This window comes from Testudinibacter sp. TW-1 (genome assembly GCF_050613185.1).
Taxonomy (GTDB): Bacteria; Pseudomonadota; Gammaproteobacteria; order Enterobacterales; family Pasteurellaceae; genus Chelonobacter.
This window is the reverse complement of the sequence record NZ_CP192511.1, coordinates 1,952,222-1,972,402: the sequence shown is the minus strand read 5'-3', so window position 1 is coordinate 1,972,402 and position 20,181 is coordinate 1,952,222. Positions and strand designations below refer to the sequence as shown.

Annotated in this window: 11 protein-coding genes and 1 tRNA gene; 7 read left to right on the top strand and 5 right to left on the bottom strand. The window is 47.5% G+C overall.

Annotation, left to right across the window (positions count from 1 at the left end; translation table 11 throughout):
• Positions 1-37: 37 nt before the first annotated feature.
• Both hrpA and uvrB read right to left on the bottom strand, forming a co-directional pair.
• Positions 38-3,898: an ATP-dependent RNA helicase HrpA gene (gene hrpA, locus ACQ31U_RS09435; RefSeq protein WP_431054322.1), complete on the bottom strand. Its 3,861-nt coding sequence runs from the start codon at positions 3,896-3,898 to the stop codon at positions 38-40.
• Between the two features lie 311 nt (positions 3,899-4,209).
• On the bottom strand, positions 4,210-6,240 hold the full coding sequence (gene uvrB / locus ACQ31U_RS09430) for an excinuclease ABC subunit UvrB (RefSeq protein WP_431051467.1): 2,031 nt from the start codon (positions 6,238-6,240) through the stop codon (positions 4,210-4,212).
• A 540-nt stretch (positions 6,241-6,780) separates the two neighbouring features.
• On the opposite strand from uvrB, the gene ACQ31U_RS09425 reads away from it, so the two are divergent.
• The 3 genes from ACQ31U_RS09425 to ettA all read left to right on the top strand — a co-directional run bounded on the left by ACQ31U_RS09425 (position 6,781) and on the right by ettA (position 9,776).
• Positions 6,781-6,856: transfer RNA gene (locus ACQ31U_RS09425), tRNA-Asn, on the top strand.
• Between the two features lie 130 nt (positions 6,857-6,986).
• Positions 6,987-7,955: a calcium/sodium antiporter gene (locus tag ACQ31U_RS09420; RefSeq protein ID WP_431051465.1), complete on the top strand. Its 969-nt coding sequence runs from the start codon at positions 6,987-6,989 to the stop codon at positions 7,953-7,955.
• Positions 7,956-8,105: 150 nt separating this feature from the next.
• On the top strand, positions 8,106-9,776 hold the full coding sequence (gene ettA, locus ACQ31U_RS09415; RefSeq protein ID WP_431051463.1) for an energy-dependent translational throttle protein EttA: 1,671 nt from the start codon (positions 8,106-8,108) through the stop codon (positions 9,774-9,776).
• A 73-nt stretch (positions 9,777-9,849) separates the two neighbouring features.
• Here ettA and cra read toward each other — a convergent pair whose 3' ends face one another.
• Both cra and metG read right to left on the bottom strand, forming a co-directional pair.
• Entirely contained in the window at positions 9,850-10,857 is a 1,008-nt protein-coding gene (gene cra, locus ACQ31U_RS09410) for a catabolite repressor/activator (RefSeq protein ID WP_431051461.1), read from the bottom strand.
• An 84-nt stretch (positions 10,858-10,941) separates the two neighbouring features.
• Entirely contained in the window at positions 10,942-12,990 is a 2,049-nt protein-coding gene (metG, locus tag ACQ31U_RS09405) for a methionine--tRNA ligase (RefSeq protein WP_431051459.1), read from the bottom strand.
• 209 nt (positions 12,991-13,199) lie between these two features.
• On the opposite strand from metG, the gene apbC reads away from it, so the two are divergent.
• The 4 genes from apbC (at position 13,200) to fbpC (ending at position 18,783) form a co-directional block, all read left to right on the top strand.
• Positions 13,200-14,312 (top strand): iron-sulfur cluster carrier protein ApbC, encoded by a 1,113-nt coding sequence (gene apbC / locus ACQ31U_RS09400; protein ID WP_431051457.1) that lies wholly within the window; start codon positions 13,200-13,202, stop codon positions 14,310-14,312.
• Between the two features lie 212 nt (positions 14,313-14,524).
• The gene (locus ACQ31U_RS09395; RefSeq protein ID WP_431051455.1) at positions 14,525-15,562 is read left to right on the top strand and encodes an ABC transporter substrate-binding protein; all 1,038 of its coding nucleotides are present in this window, start codon (positions 14,525-14,527) and stop codon (positions 15,560-15,562) included.
• A gap of 101 nt (positions 15,563-15,663) precedes the next feature.
• Positions 15,664-17,718, top strand: coding sequence for an ABC transporter permease (locus ACQ31U_RS09390; protein WP_431051454.1), 2,055 nt, complete (start codon positions 15,664-15,666; stop codon positions 17,716-17,718).
• Positions 17,719-17,730: 12 nt separating this feature from the next.
• Positions 17,731-18,783, top strand: coding sequence for a ferric ABC transporter ATP-binding protein (gene fbpC / locus ACQ31U_RS09385; protein WP_431051452.1), 1,053 nt, complete (start codon positions 17,731-17,733; stop codon positions 18,781-18,783).
• A gap of 87 nt (positions 18,784-18,870) precedes the next feature.
• On the opposite strand, the gene ACQ31U_RS09380 is transcribed toward fbpC, so the two are convergent.
• On the bottom strand, positions 18,871-20,106 hold the full coding sequence (locus ACQ31U_RS09380) for a DUF711 family protein (protein ID WP_431051450.1): 1,236 nt from the start codon (positions 20,104-20,106) through the stop codon (positions 18,871-18,873).
• Between the last annotated feature and the right edge of the window lie 75 nt (positions 20,107-20,181).

The following is a 20,181-nucleotide window of genomic DNA, read 5'->3' as shown; positions in this document are numbered from 1 at the left end:
CCTCCGCACGCGGAGGGAAAAATTTTAATGCGACAACCTACCCCGCACTCTGAATACTGTTCAAAATCCGTTTATCCGAAATTGGGTACGCCGTGCCCAGTTGTTGGGCAAACAGACTGACGCGCAGTTCTTCAATCATATAACGGATTTCCAAAATCTCATCGCTGATCGGTTGTGATTTCGGCAGTTTTGCCAACAGTTGCTGATAGGCTTCGCTGACTTTTTCCACCCGCAACATATTGGCGCGATCGCGGTTCACGTCTTGCGCCAGTTTGTCGATCCGTTTATCAATCGCTTGCAAATAACGCAATAAATCCGGCAGCCGCTGATAGCCGTTGCGTTGCACAAAGCCTTGCTGAACCAAATTCGCCAGCTGGCTTTTAATATCCGACAGCGCAAATGCCATAGTGAAATCCATTTTGCCTTTCAAACGTTTATTCAACTCAAAGGTCAGGGTCAAAATCTGCTCGACCTGTTTGGCAATCCCGACCGTGGTCTCATTCAGATTCTCGCGAACGTAATCACGCAAGCGCTGAAACGCCGCTTCTTCCCAAACCACGCCGCCAAAATCGGCGATCAATTTATCCACCGCACAGGCGATACAATCGTCAATCAGATCCAATACGCGCCCGAACGGGGTGAAATACAAGCCCAATTTGGCTTTATTCGGCAATTTTTCATGCAGATATTTAATCGGCGACGGCACATTCAACAGCAACAAACGGCGTAAGCCCTGCTGCATGGCACGTTGCTGTTCGAATTCGGTTTCAAACAGCTTGATTCCGACCGATTGCTGCTCATCGACCAACGCCGGATAGGCTTTCACGCTGTAGCCGCGTTTTTTCTGCTGGTAAAAGTGCGGTAGCGTGTCGAAATTCCAAATATGAATGCCGCTCTGCTCGATCCCGTCGTCCGCCACCGCCGACAGGCTTTGTTGCACCTGATCTTTCAGCTCGAATTTCAGTTGATCCAAATCAGTGCTCTCGCGCAGTTTACGCCCGTTGTCGTCAATCACACGGAAGGTGATCTTCAAGTGCGGTTCAAGCTGCTCGACATTCCACAATTCCGGTTCAACCGTGACCCCGGTCATACGGCGTAGTTCATATTGCAAACTCTCCAACAGCGGTTTCGCCAACGGTTCGGCGCGCCCCAAAAAAGCGTCGGCATAGTTCGGTGCCGGCACAAAATTACGCCGCATGGCTTTGGGTAACGATTTAATCAGTGCAATCACCAACTCACGGCGCAAGCCCGGAATTTGCCAGTCAAAACCTTGCGGCTCGACTTGGTTCAGCAATGCCAGCGGGATATGCACCGTCACGCCGTCCGCCTCGCTGCCGGGTTCGAATTGATAGCTGAGTTTCAACTTCAAATTGCCCTGCTGCCAAAAATTCGGGAAATCCAAATGGCTGACCGTTTGCGCTTCGTCATTGGTTAAAAACGCTTTTTCAAAATTGAGCAGCTCGGGATTTTGCTGTTGCGCCGTTTTCCACCAGCTGTCGAAATGTTTTTGCGACACCACGTCTTGCCCGATCCGTTGGTCGTAAAACTCAAACAAGCGGCGTTCGTCCACCAAAATATCGCGCCGACGGCTTTTGTGTTCCAGCTCCTCCACTTCACGGATCAGCTTCATATTTTGTTGGAAAAATTTATGCCGTGCGTTCCAATTGCCCTCAACCAATGCCGCTTGGATAAAAATTTCGCGGCTCAATTGCGGATCGATATTGCCGAAATTAATCGGACGTGCAGCCACAATCGGCATGCCGTACAGCACCACTTTTTCGCTGGCGATCACCGCCCCTTTCGATTTTTCCCAATGCGGTTCGGCGTAGCTGGATTTGGTCAAATGCCCTGCCAACGGCTCGATCCATTCCGGTTCGATTTTCGCCAGCATTCGCCCCCACAGTTTTGAGGTTTCGACCAGTTCGGCGGCGATCAGCCATTTCGGATTTTTCTTAAACAGCACCGAATTGGGGAACACGGAGAAATGGGTGTTACGCGCACCGAGATACTGCTGTTTTTCCGCCTCTTTCAAACCGATATGCGACAGCAAACCGGTCAAGAGTGCACGGTGAATTGCGCCGTAATCCGCTTCGGTCGAATTGATATGCAGCCCCATTTCACGCACGCTTAAGCGCAATTGATGATAAATATCCTGCCACTCGCGCAAGCGCAGATAATTCAGGTATTCGCTTTTGCACAAACGGCGGAATTGGTTGTTGCTCAAGGCTTTTTGCTGTTGTTGCAGATAATTCCACAGGTTGATAAACGCCAAGAAATCCGATTGCTCATCGACAAAGCGACGGTGTTTTTCATCGGCGGCTTGCTGTTTTTCCTGCGGGCGTTCGCGCGGATCTTGGATCGACAACGCCGCCACGATAATCATCACCTCACGCAAACTGCCGAATTGCGCCGCACTCAATACCATTTTCGCCAACCGAGGGTCAACCGGCAACGCCGCCAACTGCCGTCCTGCGGCGGTCAATTTGCGCTGTTCGCCCTGCTTGGTTTTCACCAGATTAAAGGCTTGCAGCTCCTCCAATAATTTAATCCCGTCCTGAATGTAGCGGCGATCCGGCGCGTCGACAAACGGAAAGGATTCAATATCGTCCAGTCCAAGTGCGGTCATCTGCAAAATCACCGAAGCTAAATTAGTGCGCAAAATTTCCGGATCGGTGAATTCGGGGCGGGCGTTGAAATCCTCCTCCGAATACAGGCGGATACAAATTCCCTCCGACACCCGTCCGCAACGCCCTTTACGCTGGTTGGCGGAGGCTTGCGAAATTGCTTCGATCGGCAGGCGTTGCACTTTGGTGCGGTAGCTGTAACGCGAAATCCGTGCCGTACCGGGGTCGATCACATATTTAATCCCCGGCACGGTGAGTGAGGTTTCCGCCACGTTGGTCGCCAACACAATCCGATTCAATCCGCTCGGCTGGAAAATACGGTTCTGCTCCTGCGCCGATAAGCGCGCGTACAGCGGCAAAATTTCCGTATGGCGCAGCTGTTGTTTCTGCAATGCGTCGGCGGTGTCGCGAATTTCACGTTCGCCGCTGAGGAAGATCAAAATATCGCCGCGCCCTTCCGCTTGCAATTCCTCAACAGCGTTCAGAATACCTTGAATTTGGTCTTGATCGTCCGCCTCCGCCAACGGGCGATAGCGCACTTCGACCGGAAACGTGCGCCCCGACACTTCGATAATCGGCGCGTTGTTGAAATGCTTGGAAAACCGCTCCACGTCGATGGTGGCGGAGGTGATAATCAATTTCAGATCAGGGCGTTTCGGCAACAGTTGTTTCAGATAACCGAGAATAAAATCGTTGTTCAAACTGCGTTCGTGGGCTTCGTCGATGATCAGGGTGTCGTATTGATTGAGGTAGCGGTCAGTCTGAATTTCCGCCAGCAAAATCCCGTCGGTCATCAATTTGATCCGACTCTTGTCGCTGACCTGATCGCTGAACCGCACTTTGTAGCCGACCAACTCGCCCAGTTCGGTTTTCAGCTCCTCCGCAATCCGCGCCGCCACCGAACGCGCCGCAATTCGGCGCGGTTGGGTGTGCCCGATCATGCCTTTGGTGCCTAAACCCAGTTCAAGGCACATTTTCGGCAACTGGGTGGTTTTGCCCGATCCGGTTTCGCCGGCGATCACCACCACCTGATGTTCGGCAATGGTTTTCAGAATTTCCGTTTTGCGCTGACTGACCGGCAAATTCTCTGGGAATTCAATCGCAAGTGCGGTCTGCCGCTGCGCCAACCGCACTTTCGCCACCGCAATCGCCTGTTCGATTTCCGCCACCACCGCACTTTGCGCCGCTTGGTTTTTAATATTGCCCAAGCCGTAAATCCGCCCGCTCAAACGGCGTTTATCACTCAACATCACCTCGTTTAATTGCGCCAACAAATTTTTTTGCGTCGGGGTGAGCGGTTGCGAGTGGCGTTTAGGTTGTGTTTTTTTGTTTTTTTGGTTTTGCAAAATGGTTCTCTATCTTAATTTTATTCGTTATAAAAAAGCTAAAATCAAATTATAGATAACCTTCAATATTGCGTTTGCATTGTAGGGGCGGATTAACTATCCGCCCGTTTGCGAAGTGCGGTATAAGCATTTAATCGACAACAGAAAAATGCAAAGTGCGGTTCGGGCGGATAGTTAATCCGCCCCTACTTTATTGAATGAGTTATCTGTATTTTGTTTCATTTTATCCTCTATCCAGCTTAATCGCCTAATACAAACCGCTCCCGCAGGCGGTGCAATTCATCACGCACCGCAGCGGCTTGTTCGAATTCCAGATTTTGCGCGTGTTGGTACATTTGCTGTTCCAGTTTTTTAACCTGTTGCTCAAACTCTTTGGCGTTTTTCGGTTGGTAAACCGCACTTGGTTCGGCGGCTTTTGCCAGTTTCTGTTTGCCGCGCGCTTTGTTGCTTGCGCCTTGCCCGATATCGAGCAGTTCGCCGACTTTTTTGTTTAACGCTTGTGGCACAATGCCGTGTTTTTCATTGTGCGCCATCTGTTTTTCACGGCGGCGGTTGGTTTCGCCAATCGCTTTTTCCATCGAATTGGTGATCCGATCGGCATATAAAATCGCTTTGCCGTGCAGGTTACGCGCGGCGCGTCCGATGGTTTGAATCAACGAGCGTTCCGAGCGCAGGAAGCCCTCTTTATCGGCATCTAAAATCGCCACCAGCGACACTTCCGGAATATCCAACCCCTCACGCAATAAGTTGATCCCGACCAACACATCGAACTCGCCCAAACGCAGATCGCGGATAATTTCCACCCGCTCGACGGTATCAATATCCGAATGCAGATAACGCACGCGCACACCGTGTTCTTCCAGATAATCGGTCAAATCTTCCGCCATGCGTTTGGTTAAGGTGGTGACCAATACTCGCTCGTGCTTATCGCTGCGAATCCGGATTTCCGACAATAAATCATCAACTTGGGTCGCCACCGGACGCACTTCTAAAATCGGATCGAGTAAACCGGTCGGACGCACCACTTGATCGATCAGCTCGCCCCCGGATTTTTCCAGCTCGTAAGGTCCGGGCGTGGCGGAGACATAAATCGTCTGCGGTGCAAGCCGTTCAAACTCTTCAAAACGCAACGGGCGGTTGTCCAACGCCGACGGCAGGCGGAAACCGTATTCCACCAGTGTTTCTTTACGCGCGCGGTCGCCGCGATACATTCCGCCGATTTGCGGCACAGTGACATGGGACTCGTCGATAATCAGCAAACCGTCACTCGGAATATAATCAAACAAGGTCGGCGGCGGCTCGCCCTCGCCGCGTCCTGACAGATAACGTGAGTAGTTTTCAATGCCCGAGCAGTAACCCAATTCGTTCATCATCTCAATATCAAACTGGGTGCGCTGGGTAATCCGCTGTTCTTCCAACAGTTTATTATTCTCCAACAGATATTGGCGGCGCTCCGCCAATTCGGCTTTAATCCGTTCGATCGCCTCCAGCACCCGTTCGCGCGGGGTCACATAGTGGCTTTTCGGATAAACGGTGTAGCGCGGCACTGCGCCGAAATTATGCCCGGTCAGCGGATCAAACAGGCTCAAGCGTTCCACTTCTTCATCAAACAGTTCGACGCGCAACGCCACATCGTCCGATTCCGCCGGGAAAATATCAATAATTTCGCCGCGCACGCGAAAGGTACCGCGCTGAAAGGCTTGATCATTACGGGTATATTGCAACTCCGCCAGTTTAGATAAAATCTGGCGTTGATCAATAATCGCCCCGCTTTGCAGGTGCAACATCATTTTCAGGTAAGAATCGGGATCGCCCAAGCCGTAAATCGCCGACACGGAAGCAACCACAATGGTATCGCGCCGTTCCAAAAAGGATTTGGTCGCCGACAAGCGCATTTGTTCGATCTGATCGTTAATCGACGCGTCTTTCTCGATGAAGGTATCGCTCGCCGGCACATAGGCTTCCGGCTGATAGTAATCGTAGTAAGAGACGAAATACTCGACCGCATTTTCCGGAAAAAATTCCTTCATCTCGGCGTAAAGCTGTGCCGCCAGGGTTTTATTCGGCGCCAGCAACATCGCCGGGCGGTTGAGTGTGGCGATCACATTGGCGATGGTAAAGGTTTTGCCCGACCCGGTCACCCCCAACAACGTTTGGTGCGCCAAACCGTCCTCCAAGCCCTCAATCAGTTTGGCGATTGCCTGCGGCTGATCGCCCGACGGTTTAAAATCGGAATGCAGTTTGAACGGTTTGGAATTGGGTTTTGACATAGCAGTACCAGATTAGAAAATCAAGATCGAAAGTGCGGTAGTTTAACATATTTCAGAGTGAAATTTTATATGAATGATACGGAGGTCAGGAGGATTTGCACGGATCCGCTTATTTCGTCGATAACACACGGGGTTAGCTATTTTTTTCCTCGAAAAACAATTATCAAAAATTGACTTTTTGCACAGTCTCCCAACTGTCAAGAGGCAAACTTCAAATTTTCAAAAAAAATAATAAAAAAAAGACTAGATTTTTCATATCTTATTGATAAATAAAAACATGTCATTTTATAGCCAAATTGAAAGCCGATCTCGCAAAGTCGCATATTTCCTGTATTTTGCCCCACTCCGCAAAAACTAATCCACAAAGTTATCCACAAGCGGTGTGGATAGAAAAATTCCATTAAATTTCTGCCGTTTTTTTGTTTTAACGCTCTTGACAAGCGAATTTGAACTCACTATCATACGCCCCTCAATTCGACATTGCGGAATAAATCTATACTATAAATTGCATATCGGTTGCATGGTCGAAAAACGAACAATTCCTCCTTAGTTCAGTCGGTAGAACGGCGGACTGTTAATCCGTATGTCGCTGGTTCAAGTCCAGCAGGAGGAGCCACTTTCTCTGTCGGTTAGCTTTTATTTGTCTCCTTTTGTAAACGCTTTTTGTAATCCGACAGTGTTTAGCCCATAATCGTCATGATTACGGGCTTTATTTTTATCTGCTCTATGTATCCTCAGGACATACTATGCTACTTGCTTCCCTTGCCGTGATTGCCGGCTTGATTATTTTAGTTTGGAGTGCCGATAAATTCGTCGATGGCGCCAGCCAAACCGCGCACTATTTCGGTATGCCGAAATTATTAATCGGTATGTTGATTATCGGTTTCGGCACCTCTGCACCGGAAATCGTGGTGTCAATCACCTCGGCAATCCAAGGCAATCCGGGAATTGCGCTCGGCAATGCTTACGGTTCGAATATCGCCAATATCGCGCTGATTCTCGGTGTGACCGCATTGATCAGCCCGGTATTGGTCACGCCGTCGATTTTGAAAAAAGAGTTACCGCTGTTGCTGATTGTGACCTTGGTTTCAGCCGGTTTGTTGTTCGATCGCGATATTAGCCGCATTGACGGTATCATCATTTTAGCCATGTTTGCCTTATTTATGTTTGTCAGCATTCGGGATGGCTTAAAAGTCAAAAATGCGTTATCCAACCAACTATCAGAAGACGACCAACGGGACGATATTGTGATCGGTAAAGCTATCGGTTTACTACTGTTCGGTTTAATCCTGCTGATTGCCAGCTCGCAACTGTTGGTTTGGGGCGCGGTCACTATCGCCAACCATTTCGGCGTGAGCGAGCTGATCATCGGCTTAACCGTAGTCGCCGTTGGCACATCGCTGCCGGAACTCGCCTCCAGCATTGCCGCCGCACGCAAAAACCAGCATGATTTGGCAATGGGCAATATTATCGGTTCCAATCTGTTTAATACGCTGGCGGTGGTCGGGCTTGCCGGCGCCATCCATCCCCTGCAAGCCGAAAACGACATTATCACGCGCGATATGCCGGTGATGTTGTTCCTGACCGCACTTTTATTCCTGCTCGGCTACCGTTACAAAGCGGAAAACGGCTATATCCAACGCTGGGCCGGTGTGCTGTTGTTGCTGTGTTATATTGCCTATAACAGCGTTATTTTTATACAGATTGCACGCTAATTTCTCTTTTTCAAGCGCAAAGTGCGGTCAGCCCCGCTATCTGTCTGACCGCACTTTGTGTTTCCGGCGTAGCCCTCGCCCTTAATTTCGCCTATAATAAAGCGATTTTTTATCTGACTTTTTTCTCGACAAGAAACGAAAGGAAATACTATGTCCACCCAATTTGTGTATACGATGCACCGCGTCGGCAAAGTCGTGCCGCCGAAGCGTCATATTTTGAAAAACATTTCTCTCAGCTTTTTTCCGGGCGCGAAAATCGGGGTTCTCGGTTTAAACGGCGCGGGGAAATCCACCCTGTTGCGGATTATGGCGGGAATCGATAAGGATATTGAGGGCGAAGCGCGCCCGCAACCGGGAATCAAAATCGGCTATCTGCCGCAAGAACCCAAACTGGATCCGCACCAAACCGTACGTGAGGCGGTGGAAGAAGCGGTCAGCGAAGTGAAAACCGCATTGACCCGCTTAGATGAAGTCTATGCGTTATACGCCGATCCCGATGCGGATTTTGATCAGCTGGCGGCGGAACAAGCCGAGCTGGAAGCGATCATTCAAGCCCACGACGGACACCATCTGCAAAACCAACTGGAACGTGCCGCCGATGCGTTGCGTTTGCCGGATTGGGACGCAAAAATCGAGCACCTGTCAGGGGGCGAACGCCGCCGCGTGGCATTGTGCCGCTTGTTGTTGGAAAAACCGGATATGCTGCTGTTGGACGAACCGACCAACCACTTAGACGCAGAATCGGTGGCGTGGCTAGAGCGCTTCTTACACGATTACGAAGGCACGGTGGTGGCGATCACCCATGACCGTTACTTCTTGGATAACGTTGCCGGTTGGATCTTGGAGCTTGACCGTGGCGAAGGCATTCCGTGGGAAGGCAACTACTCGTCTTGGTTGGAACAAAAAGAGAAACGCTTGGCACAAGAAGCGGCGACCGAGTCTGCCCGCCAAAAATCGATTGAGAAAGAGTTGGAATGGGTGCGCCAAAATCCGAAAGGCCGTCAAGCGAAAAGCAAAGCGCGTATGGCACGCTTTGATGAACTGAACAGCGGTGAATATCAAAAACGTAACGAAACCAACGAGTTGTTTATTCCACCGGGTCCACGCTTAGGCGATAAAGTCATCGAAGTCAGCAACCTGAGCAAATCTTACGGCGACCGCACGTTGATTGATGATCTCTCTTTCAGTATTCCGAAAGGGGCGATTGTCGGCATTATCGGTCCGAACGGCGCAGGGAAATCCACCCTGTTCAAAATGTTGAGCGGACAAGAACAAGCGGACAGCGGCTCGATCACACTGGGCGAAACCGTGGTGTTAGCCTCGGTCGATCAGTTCCGTGACAGTATGGACGACAAGAAAACCGTGTGGGAAGAAGTCTCCGGCGGTTTGGACATTATGCGTATCGGCAATTTTGAAATTCCAAGCCGGGCTTATGTCGGACGGTTCAACTTTAAAGGCGTGGATCAACAAAAACGTGTCGGCGAGTTGTCCGGCGGTGAGCGCGGACGTTTGCATTTGGCAAAATTGTTGCAAACCGGTGGCAACGTGTTATTACTCGACGAACCGACCAATGATTTAGACGTGGAAACCTTGCGCGCCTTGGAAAATGCGGTGTTGGAATTCCCGGGCTGTGCCTTGGTGATTTCCCATGACCGTTGGTTCTTAGACCGTGTTGCCACTCACATTTTAGACTACGGCGACGAGGGCAAAGTGACTTTCTACGAAGGCAACTTCACCGATTACGAAGAGTGGAAGAAGAAAACCTTCGGCGCAGAAGCGGTGCAACCGCACCGGATTAAGTATAAACGCATGGCGAAATAGTCTGTTTATACCGCACTTTACGACTTCACTTTATAGCCGCACTTGGTTCGACACCAAGTGCGGTTGCGTTTTGTTATGCCCGGGCTTTATAAAAAATTTCACGCTGCACCCAAACCGGATAAGCCTGTGCGTTACGCTGTTTTTTACTGTCGCTTTTCACAATCATGCGCTGTAGCGCCAACAATAAATTTTCCGCAATGTCATCATACGGCTGCACCGCGCTGATCACTTGGTTTGGCAGCAACTCCAACATTTGTTGGTCACCAAAGGTAGCCAGTGTTAATTGCGGCGGAATGCCGCCCTGCTGTTGCAACAGTGCTTGGAACACCCCTTGCAGCAGGGTTAACGAAGTGATGAACAAGGTATCCGGCAAGCTGTTTTGCTGTAGCCATGTGCTGAATGTTGCCATTGCCGATTCACGGGTAAAGTGCGGTGCATACAGGTAGTCGATCTGCAAACCTTGCTTTTCTACGACTTGACGGAATCCCGATTCGCGTTGGCGGCTGATTGGAAATTCCGGATGTGCGCCGAAATACAAAATCGAACCGGTTTTATCATGCTGTAACAATGTTTTTGCCAAGTGACAACTATCGTCCTCGTCATGATACAACACATTGATATTATTTAAATTATTGGCTTGGCGATCGAAACCGATAATCGGTACGTCACTCACCTGCCGATAAAAATCATCCTCACTGTCCAGTGCGGTCGATACCACCAACGCATCAATTTTGCGCGCCAATAACTGCTTGGCACACTGCTTTTCGTTTTCCGCTTCGTCATTCGAGCAAGAGATAAACAGCTGATAGCCCGCCTTGCGGCAAAGGGCTTCGAAACGCATTGCGATTTTGGCGTAACTGATGTTCTCCAAATCCGGGATAATCAAACCAATGGTATTGGTATGCCCGGCACGCAGCCCCGCCGCCACCGGGTTGGGTTTGAAATTATGCTCATTCACCACCGCCATCACTTTTTCAATCGTGCGATCACTCACCCGATGTAATTTTGCTTTGCCGTTAATCACATAACTCACTGTGGTGCGCGACACACCGGCTAATTTTGCTACTTCATCTAGTTTCATGGATATTTCCTTCATACAACAAAATTGATTATCCAAATACACAAAACCGCACTTTCATCACGATAAGTGCGGTTGGTTGGTTACTTATTTGACACGCATTCCCGGGGTTGCGCCTTGATCCGGGGTCAGCACGAACAGATCGCTGCCGCCCGGTCCGGCGGCGAGCACCATGCCCTCCGAAACGCCGAATTTCATTTTGCGCGGCGCAAGGTTGGCAACCATCACGGTTAAACGCCCTTCCAGCTCCTCCGGTTTATACGCCGATTTAATTCCGGCGAATACTTGGCGGGTTTCGCTGCCGATGTCGAGGGTCAGTTTCACCAGCTTATTCGCTTCCGGCACGGCTTCGGCTTTGACGATTTTTGCCACGCGCAGATCGATTTTGGCAAAATCATCAATCGAAATGGTATCGGCAATCGGCTCAAATTCGGATTTTTCCGCCGTGCTTGCCCCCGCTTTTTCGATTGCCACCGGCGCTAATTGTGCATTTTCCTCTTTCGACAACGCCACCAATTCATCAATTTGCTTGCTGTCTAAACGGTTGAACAACGCTTTAAACGGCGCAATTTCATGCGCTAATAACGGCGTAGATAAACTGTCCCACGTCAATTCGGTTTGTAAAAAGGCTTCCGCGCGTGCCGCCAATTGCGGCAGCACCGGTTTCAGATAACCGATTAAAATGCGGAACATTTCGATCCCCATTGAGCAGATGTGCTGCAATGCCTGATCTTTACCCTCTTCCTTTGCCACCACCCACGGGGCTTTATCATCAATATATTTATTGGCTTTGTCCGCCAATGCCATAATCTCGCGGATCGCTTTGCCGTATTCACGGTTTTCAAAATAGGCCGCAATCGTTTCGGAGGCTTGGCCGAACTCCGCCAACAACGCCGGATTTTCTAAGCTTGCCGCCAGTTTGCCGCCAAAACGTTTTTGGATAAAGCCGGCATTACGCGAAGCGAGATTCACCACTTTATTGACAATGTCCGCATTCACCCGTTGCACGAAATCTTGCAGGTTCAAATCCAAATCATCAATACGGTGGCTCAGTTTGGCGGCGTAGTAGTAACGCAGATATTCCGGATCAAGCAGTTTGAGATAGGTTGCGGCTTGAATGAATGTACCGCGCGATTTCGACATTTTTTCGCCATTAACGGTCACATAGCCGTGTACAAAAATATTGCTCGGTTTGCGGTAATCGCTGCCCTCCAACATCGCCGGCCAGAACAGGCTGTGGAAATACATAATATCTTTGCCGATAAAATGATACAGCTCGGTGGTGCTGTCTTTGTGCCAAAACTCATCGAAATTCAAGCCTTCGCGATCACACAGATTTTTGAACGACGCCATATAGCCGATTGGCGCATCCAGCCAAACGTAGAAATATTTCCCCGGCGCGTCCGGAATTTCAAAGCCGAAATAGGGCGCGTCACGGGTAATATCCCATTGCTGCAAACCGGCTTCGAACCACTCTTGCATTTTATTCGCCACTTCTTGTTGCAGCGAGCCGGAACGAATCCAGCTTTTCAGCATGGCTTCAAAACTCGGCAAATCAAAGAAAAAGTGTTCCGACTCTTTCATCACCGGTGTTGCCCCCGACACCACCGAACGCGGATTAATCAATTCGGTCGGGCTGTAAGTCGCTGAGCAAACCTCGCAGTTATCGCCGTATTGATCTTCCGCTTTACATTTCGGGCAAGTGCCCTTCACGAAACGATCCGGCAAAAACATGCCTTTTTGCGGATCATACAGTTGCGAAATGGTGCGGCTTTTAATAAAACCGTTGCTTTTCAGTTTAGTGTAAATCGCCTCAGATAACGTGCGGTTTTCGTCGCTGTGGGTGGAATGATAATTATCAAAACTGATGTTAAAACCGTTAAAATCGGCTTGATGTTCGCTTTTCACCTGCGCAATCAGCGCCTCCGGCGTAATCCCCATTTGATCCGCTTTCAACATAATCGGCGTGCCGTGCGCATCGTCGGCACAGACAAAATGGATTTCATTGCCTCGCATACGCTGAAACCGCACCCAAATATCCGCTTGGATATGCTCCAATAAATGACCTAAATGAATCGGACCGTTGGCATACGGCAGGGCGCAAGTCACCAAAATTTTGCGGGCTGAATTTGACATAATTAAACTTGAAATCCTTGTAGAATATTTTATCGAATAAATAGGCACAGATTTTAGCGCAACACGGCTATTTTTACCAGTTGAACCGCACTTTATGCCGTATTGCATGATAATGCAGATTTTAACTTAACACTTGCCGCCAAACATGATTAAATAGCACCGATTTTACTCAAACACTGCTGTAACCCTATAAAAACAAAGGATTTACCATGAGCTTATTTTCCGCTAACGAATTGAGCGACGCTCAAAAAAGCCAAATTGAACAATGCTTTGCCGACTTTCGCGATCCGACATTGCAAAAAAATCTGATCGAACTGAAAGCCCTGAAAAAAATCGAATTGGGCGGCGACACCCTGCGCCTCGAACTGACCCTGCCATTTGCCTGGAACAGTGGTTTTGAACGCTTGAAAACCGCACTTGAGGCGGATTTATTACACATCAGCCAAGCGAAAAGCGTGCGCTGGCAGCTGAATTATCAAATCGCCACCTTAAAACGCGCTAACAATCACCCGGCAGTCAACGGCGTGAAAAATATTATTGCCGTCACCTCCGGCAAAGGCGGCGTGGGCAAATCCACCACCGCAGTCAATCTTGCCTTAGCGTTAAAAGCGCAAGGCGCGCGGGTTGGGATTTTGGACGCCGATGTGTACGGCCCGTCAATTCCGCATATGTTAGGTGCGGCCGATCAACGCCCGACCTCGCCGGACAATAAACATATGGTGGCGATTGAAGTCCATGGAATCTATGCCAACTCAATCGGCTTTTTAATGCCCGCCGACAATGCCACGATTTGGCGCGGTCCTATGGCAAGCAGCGCCCTCAGCCAGTTGTTGCAGGAAACCTGGTGGCCGGATTTGGATTATTTGGTGATCGATATGCCGCCGGGCACAGGCGATATTCAACTGACGCTGTCGCAACAAATTCCGGTTACCGGCGCAATCGTGGTGACAACCCCGCAAGATATTGCCTTACTGGACGCGATCAAGGGAATTGCGATGTTTGAAAAAGTTTCCGTACCGGTGCTTGGCATTGTTGAAAATATGAGCGTGCATATCTGCGCCAAGTGCGGTCATCACGAAGATATTTTCGGCACCGGCGGCGCGCAAAAAGTGGCGGAAAAATACCATATTTCGGTGTTGGGACAAATTCCGTTGCATATCCGCCTGCGTGAAGATCTGGATCACGGCACACCGACCGTTGCCGCCGCACCGCAAGATGAAATCAGCCAACACTTCCTGCAACTTGCCGAAAGCGTCGCCAGCCAACTGTATTGGCAAGGCGATGTGATTCCGGCGGAAATTATGTTTCGCGAAGTGAAGTAATCCGGATTGATTTTTTGCATAAAAAATGCCTGTAAATGTTATTTTTACAGGCGTTTTTTAGTTCGAATCTCCTCTGCTTGCTGCAAAATGATGAAAGAAATCCGCATTAGAATCCCTCTGTTGTTGTGCCATAATTTGTGAGGTTTATCACTAAATACATTTGTTATTTCTTGTATTATTAAAACGTCATTTATATTAACAAGGAGTATCAAATGAAGCGTTCTACTATTTCAATTATTGTATCCAGCCTATTGTTAGGCGGATTATTTTTAAGCCCACAAGTGCTTGCAAAGGGGCGCTTAGTCGTATATTGCAGTGCGACCAATGAAATGTGTGAAGCACAGACCAAAGCCTTCGGGGAAAAATTTGATGTAAAAACATCTTTTATTCGCAATGGTTCGGGAAGCACTTTTGCCAAGATCGAAGCGGAAAAGAATAACCCGCAAGCCGATGTATGGTACGGCGGCACACTCGATCCGCAATCTCAGGCCGGGGAATTGGGGCTACTTGAAGCCTATCGCTCACCCCATATCGATCAGATTGTAGAACGTTTTCAAGATCCCGCAAAAGTGAAAGGCAACTTAAGCTCAGCAGTATATATGGGGATTCTCGGTTTTGGCGTTAATACGGATCGATTGAAAAAACTCGGTATCACAGAAATACCTAAATGCTGGAAAGATCTCAACGATTCACGCTTAAAAGGTGAAGTCCAAATTGCCGATCCGCAAAGTTCCGGCACTGCTTATACCGCCATTGCCACTTTTACCCAACTTTGGGGCGAAGATGAGGCATTCAATTATTTCAAGCAATTACATCCGAATATTTCCCAATATGCAAAATCCGGGATTGCCCCGTCACGTAATGCCGCACGTGGAGAAACGACTATTGGTATCGGCTTTTTACACGACTATGCATTAGAAAAACAAAATGGTGCGCCACTTGAGATGATTGTGCCTTGCGAAGGTACAGGCTATGAGCTAGGCGGCGTGAGCATTTTAAAAGGTGCTCGCAACTTAGATAATGCAAAATTATTTGTCGATTGGGTGCTATCTAAAGAAGGGCAAGAGTTGAGTTGGAAAAAGGGCAACTCCTTACAAATTCTTACCAATAAAACTGCCGAACAATCACCGACTGCATTTGATCCGACTAAGCTGAACTTAATCAATTATGATTTTGAAAAATACGGTGCTGCCGATGAACGTAAACGCTTAATTAATAAATGGGTCGAAGAAGTTAAATTGGCGAAGTAGAGTGAGATTATTATAGCTAGGAAGATGTTTTAAAATATTGCTTACTACCAACCACTGCAATATTCGGAGGCTTAACATGCCGCAACTATCTTGGAGGTTTTATGAAAAAGCAACAAATATTCAATTCGAATATGTTTTGGGTTGCATTGGCTATGTTAGGCTTTATTTTACTCCCTACCATGGCACTAGATTATGGAATTATGGAGTCCACTTCAGATGAAATATTCAGTGCCATGGGGTGGTCTACGCCCAATTTAAGTTGGGTTTGGTTTAGTATATTATTACTTATTCCACTGATTTCTCAGATTTTTTCTAGAAAAAATGAATATCTGCAAGGTATTTTTGAATTTTCTACTGTGGTAGGGATTTTTCTATTTGTTTTTATTTCTGCCGCCATTGAAAAAATCAGCCTTGGTTATTCAATTTTTGTTTTAGTTATTGCGTTAATTGCATTCGCCACCAATGCGTTAGCTAAGATGAAAATAATGCAAAGCGATAAATTCGTGATTGCGTCATTAATTAGTATCGTTTTATTGATTTTTTTCTTTATTGTCTATCCGACGATGGCTATTTTTATTTCAATGTTTTATAACGGCTCGGAATTTCTCCCGACACAAGCATTGAAAATTATTCGACAGCCTTATGTACTGCGTATCATTATGAACTCTTTGAGTGTTGCTGCAACTGTCGGTGTGCTTGCAACCTTATTCGGTTTATTGTTTGCCCTTTATACAACGCGCATTGCGAAACGCAGTGCATTTATCGGAAAAATATTTTCTATTTTACCCATTGTCACGCCGCCTTTTGTGGTTGGTCTTGGCGTTACGCTAATGCTTGGCCGCTCAGGTTATGTCACTAAATTTTTAGTCGAATATCTAAATTTCAGCAGTAATTGGTTATACGGCTTTACCGGTATCGTGATTGCCCATACTTTAGCATTAACCCCAATGTCATTTATGATTTTGGAAGGCGCCCTGAAATCTATTCATCCATCTATCGAAGAAGCCTCTTATACATTGAGGGCTAATCGTTATCAAACATTTTTCGGTATTATTTTTCCATTATTGAAACCGGCATTAGCCAACGCTTTCTTGGTCGTGGCAATTCAATCGTTAGCGGATTTTAGTACGCCACTGGTGCTTGGCGGCAGCTTTGATGTGATCTCATCGCAAATCTATTTTTATATTGCGGGCTCTCAACTTGACTATGCTTCCGCAAGTACTTTAGGGACATTATTGTTGATCTTTTCATTATCCATTTTTGTGATCCAATATCTTTGGATTGGTAACCGCTCTTATGTCACCGTCTCGGGTAAATCTTATCGGGGTGATGTGCAAGATTTACCGAATGCAATGAAACATGGCATTACATTTATTTTGGCTTTTTGGGTGATCTTTAACATCGTTTTATACGGCAGCATTTTCTATGGGAGCTTTACCGTAAACTGGGGGGTGGATCACACATTAACTTTGAGAAATTATGCGGTGTTGTTTGGACAAGGCTTAGATGACGGAGCTTGGCCGTCACTGATTCAAACCGTATTGTTTGCCGCTGCCGCCGCTCCGATTACGGCATTTTTCGGCTTGCTTATTGCCTATATCACAGTACGTCGTGATTTTAAAGGTAAAAAGACACTGGAATTTTTAACCTTGCTATGTTTCGCCGTACCAGGAACCGTTGCTGGCGTGTCCTATATTTTAGCATTTAATAATGCCCCTATTTATATTACAGGTACCGGTCTTATTATCATTCTTTCAATGGTAATGCGTAATATGCCGGTTGGCATGCGTGCGGCAATTGCGGGGCTTGGACAGCTTGATAAATCACTCGATGAAGCCTCACTTTCATTGAAAGGCAGTACCTTTAAAACAATTATTTTCGTTGTTCTGCCACTGCTAAAACCGGCATTGATTTCTGCATTAGTGACAAGTTTTGTACGCGCCATGACAACGGTAAGCGCAATAGTCTTTTTAGTAACTGCAGATACACGGGTGGCGACATCCTATATTCTGAACCGTGTAGAGGATGGCGAATATGGTATTGCCATTGCTTACGGCTCTATTTTAATTATAGTGATGATGAGCATTATATTACTTTTTGATTGGTTAGTGGGTGATACACGTATCTCACGCTCTAAAGCCAAAACAATGAATTAGGATTTATCCATTATGAATCAACATGAAAATTTCTTAGTTTTAAAAAATATCACTAAATCTTTTGCTAAATCAGTGGTCATTGATAATCTCGATCTTATTATTAAACGCGGCACCATGGTGACACTTCTCGGTCCTTCGGGTTGTGGTAAAACGACGGTGTTACGATTAGTGGCGGGCTTAGAAAACCCCACATCAGGGCAAATCTTTATTGATGGGGAAGATGTCACCAAATCCGCCATTCAGAATCGTGATATTTGTATTGTTTTTCAATCCTATGCTCTTTTTCCCCATATGAGCATTGGCGACAATGTAGGCTATGGCTTAAAAATGCAAGGCGTGAGCAAGCCCGAGCGCGAACAACGAGTGCAAGAAGCGTTGGAACTAGTCGATTTGGCCGGTTTTGAGCAGCGCTTTGTGGATCAAATTTCTGGCGGACAACAACAACGTGTGGCGCTTGCCCGTGCTTTGATCTTAAAACCTAAAGTGTTGTTATTTGATGAACCGCTTAGTAATTTGGATGCTAATTTACGCCGCTCAATGCGAGAAAAGATACGAGAATTACAACAACGATTAGGTATCACCTCTTTATATGTTACTCACGATCAAACAGAAGCCTTTGCAGTGTCTGATGAAGTAATTGTGATGAATAAAGGCAAAATTATGCAAAAAGCCTCCGCCAAAACGCTTTATCAGCAACCTAATTCGTTATTTTTAGCAAATTTCATGGGGGAATCCAGTATTTTCCCTGCAAAATTACAGCAAAATAAGATTAATGTATATGGCTATGAATTTAGTTTAAACAACGTTGCGCAATTTAATATCGTCGGCGAAGATTGCCTGCTGGGAGTTCGTCCTGAAGCTATTACTTTTAATCAAACAGGTACACCGGCACAGCAATGCACGATTAAAAGTGCGGTGTATATGGGCAATCACTGGGAAATTATTGCACATTGGCATGGACAAGAATTACTAGTCAATTGCCGTCCGGAGTATTTTAATGCCGAACTCACACAAAGCTATATTTCGTTCTCCAATCAAGGTTTATTCTTATTAAATAAAGAATAGGCAACACGGCATAAAGGAGAATTTTTATTCATTTCAAAAAAGCGGGCTAAAGTCGATTACTATAAGGCGTTAACCCGCTTTTATCAATCACGGCACAGCCAACACCGCACAATTACACAAATCCTCACTCTCAAATCGGGTATGTTGCCCCGCCGATAAATTCGGCACCGGGAATAAGCGCACGGTGAGCGGTTTGTTTAAGCGAAACGCCATAGTGCCGGTATCACGCATAATCGCGGTGATTTTTTCCAGCGGGGTATCGCCCTCAATCGGCACGGTATCCAAGCCGATTCCGCACACGCTGCTATAGGTCAGCAAGGCGCGGATATCAAATTGTTGTTGGCGAGTGGCTTCCGCCAAGCCTTGGTCTTCGGTGACCGCCAGCATTAAACCGGAAAACCCGACCGCGTCGACGTTATCCAAGGTTTTAAACACCCGCGTCAGCAATGCCGAAGCCTCCACCGTACCTGCCGCACCAAAATACGGCACGCCCAATAACCGATAAATATCCACCATCGAATGACAGTTTTTCGACGGCGCAGCGGAGGTATCCATACCGGCAAAACGCCAACCGCTGTCTATCTCGGCTTGCGCGATACATTCATTCACCTGATCAATATGGTATTGCAAAGCACCACGTAAAGTGCGGTAAGCCAATTGCAAAAACGCAGCATGAGATTGTTGTTTTCTAACGGATTGAATGCCCTCTAATACCGCCGCCAATAAATCCGGTGTTTCCAAACCGATCACAAAACAGTTGCCCAATTCGCTGCGATGATAACTTGCCGGAAAATAGGGAATCAACGGTTGGCAGTTGAAATTGACGGTGAAATTGAAATTGCCCTCGCCGCGTGGCGTGATCGCGGCAATTTTTTGTACTGCCGCCGCACACTGGCTAATCTGTCGGTTATCCAAAAAGCCGAATTCATCGGCGGCAATATTGACACAGGCGTTACATAAATCACCGTAATCCTTGATGAGTTCCGGCAACAGTTCAATTTCCGCTTGGGTTTTCGCCTCGCCGATCGCAAAACGAATTCGCCGATCCGAGCCTTGATTTAACGGTAGTAAAATTGCCTTAATCGCCGCCAAACCTTGTTTTGCCGTTTGTAAGCTGCTGAGATTCAAATACTCGGCGAACGGGTTGGTCACAATCCGAATTGACTGCACTTGATAACCGTGCCGTTGTAATGCGTGCGCCAAGCTGTCACACTGTTTTTTCGCTGCGGCAAGTGCGGTCTGCCATGTATTTGAATCGGCTGACAGGCTGGTAAACGCGGTGATTGCGCGCACACGGCATAGTGCAGTTGAGCTCAATGGCATAAATCCCCCTATATTGTAAAAAAATTGTTATAGTTATAACGATAATTGGTTGTTAAGGCAAGAAAAAACCCGCTA

Bases quoted from the DNA above. Each gene is read 5' to 3' on its own strand.
- uvrB (WP_431051467.1), bottom strand. From the start codon at position 6,240: ATGTCAAAACCCAATTCCAAACCGTTCAAACTGCATTCCGATTTTAAA.
- ACQ31U_RS09420 (WP_431051465.1), top strand. From the start codon at position 6,987: ATGCTACTTGCTTCCCTTGCCGTGATTGCCGGCTTGATTATTTTAGTT.
- ettA (WP_431051463.1), top strand. From the start codon at position 8,106: ATGTCCACCCAATTTGTGTATACGATGCACCGCGTCGGCAAAGTCGTG.
- cra (WP_431051461.1), bottom strand. From the start codon at position 10,857: ATGAAACTAGATGAAGTAGCAAAATTAGCCGGTGTGTCGCGCACCACA.
- metG (WP_431051459.1), bottom strand. From the start codon at position 12,990: ATGTCAAATTCAGCCCGCAAAATTTTGGTGACTTGCGCCCTGCCGTAT.
- apbC (WP_431051457.1), top strand. From the start codon at position 13,200: ATGAGCTTATTTTCCGCTAACGAATTGAGCGACGCTCAAAAAAGCCAA.
- ACQ31U_RS09395 (WP_431051455.1), top strand. From the start codon at position 14,525: ATGAAGCGTTCTACTATTTCAATTATTGTATCCAGCCTATTGTTAGGC.
- ACQ31U_RS09390 (WP_431051454.1), top strand. From the start codon at position 15,664: ATGAAAAAGCAACAAATATTCAATTCGAATATGTTTTGGGTTGCATTG.
- fbpC (WP_431051452.1), top strand. From the start codon at position 17,731: ATGAATCAACATGAAAATTTCTTAGTTTTAAAAAATATCACTAAATCT.
- ACQ31U_RS09380 (WP_431051450.1), bottom strand. From the start codon at position 20,106: ATGCCATTGAGCTCAACTGCACTATGCCGTGTGCGCGCAATCACCGCG.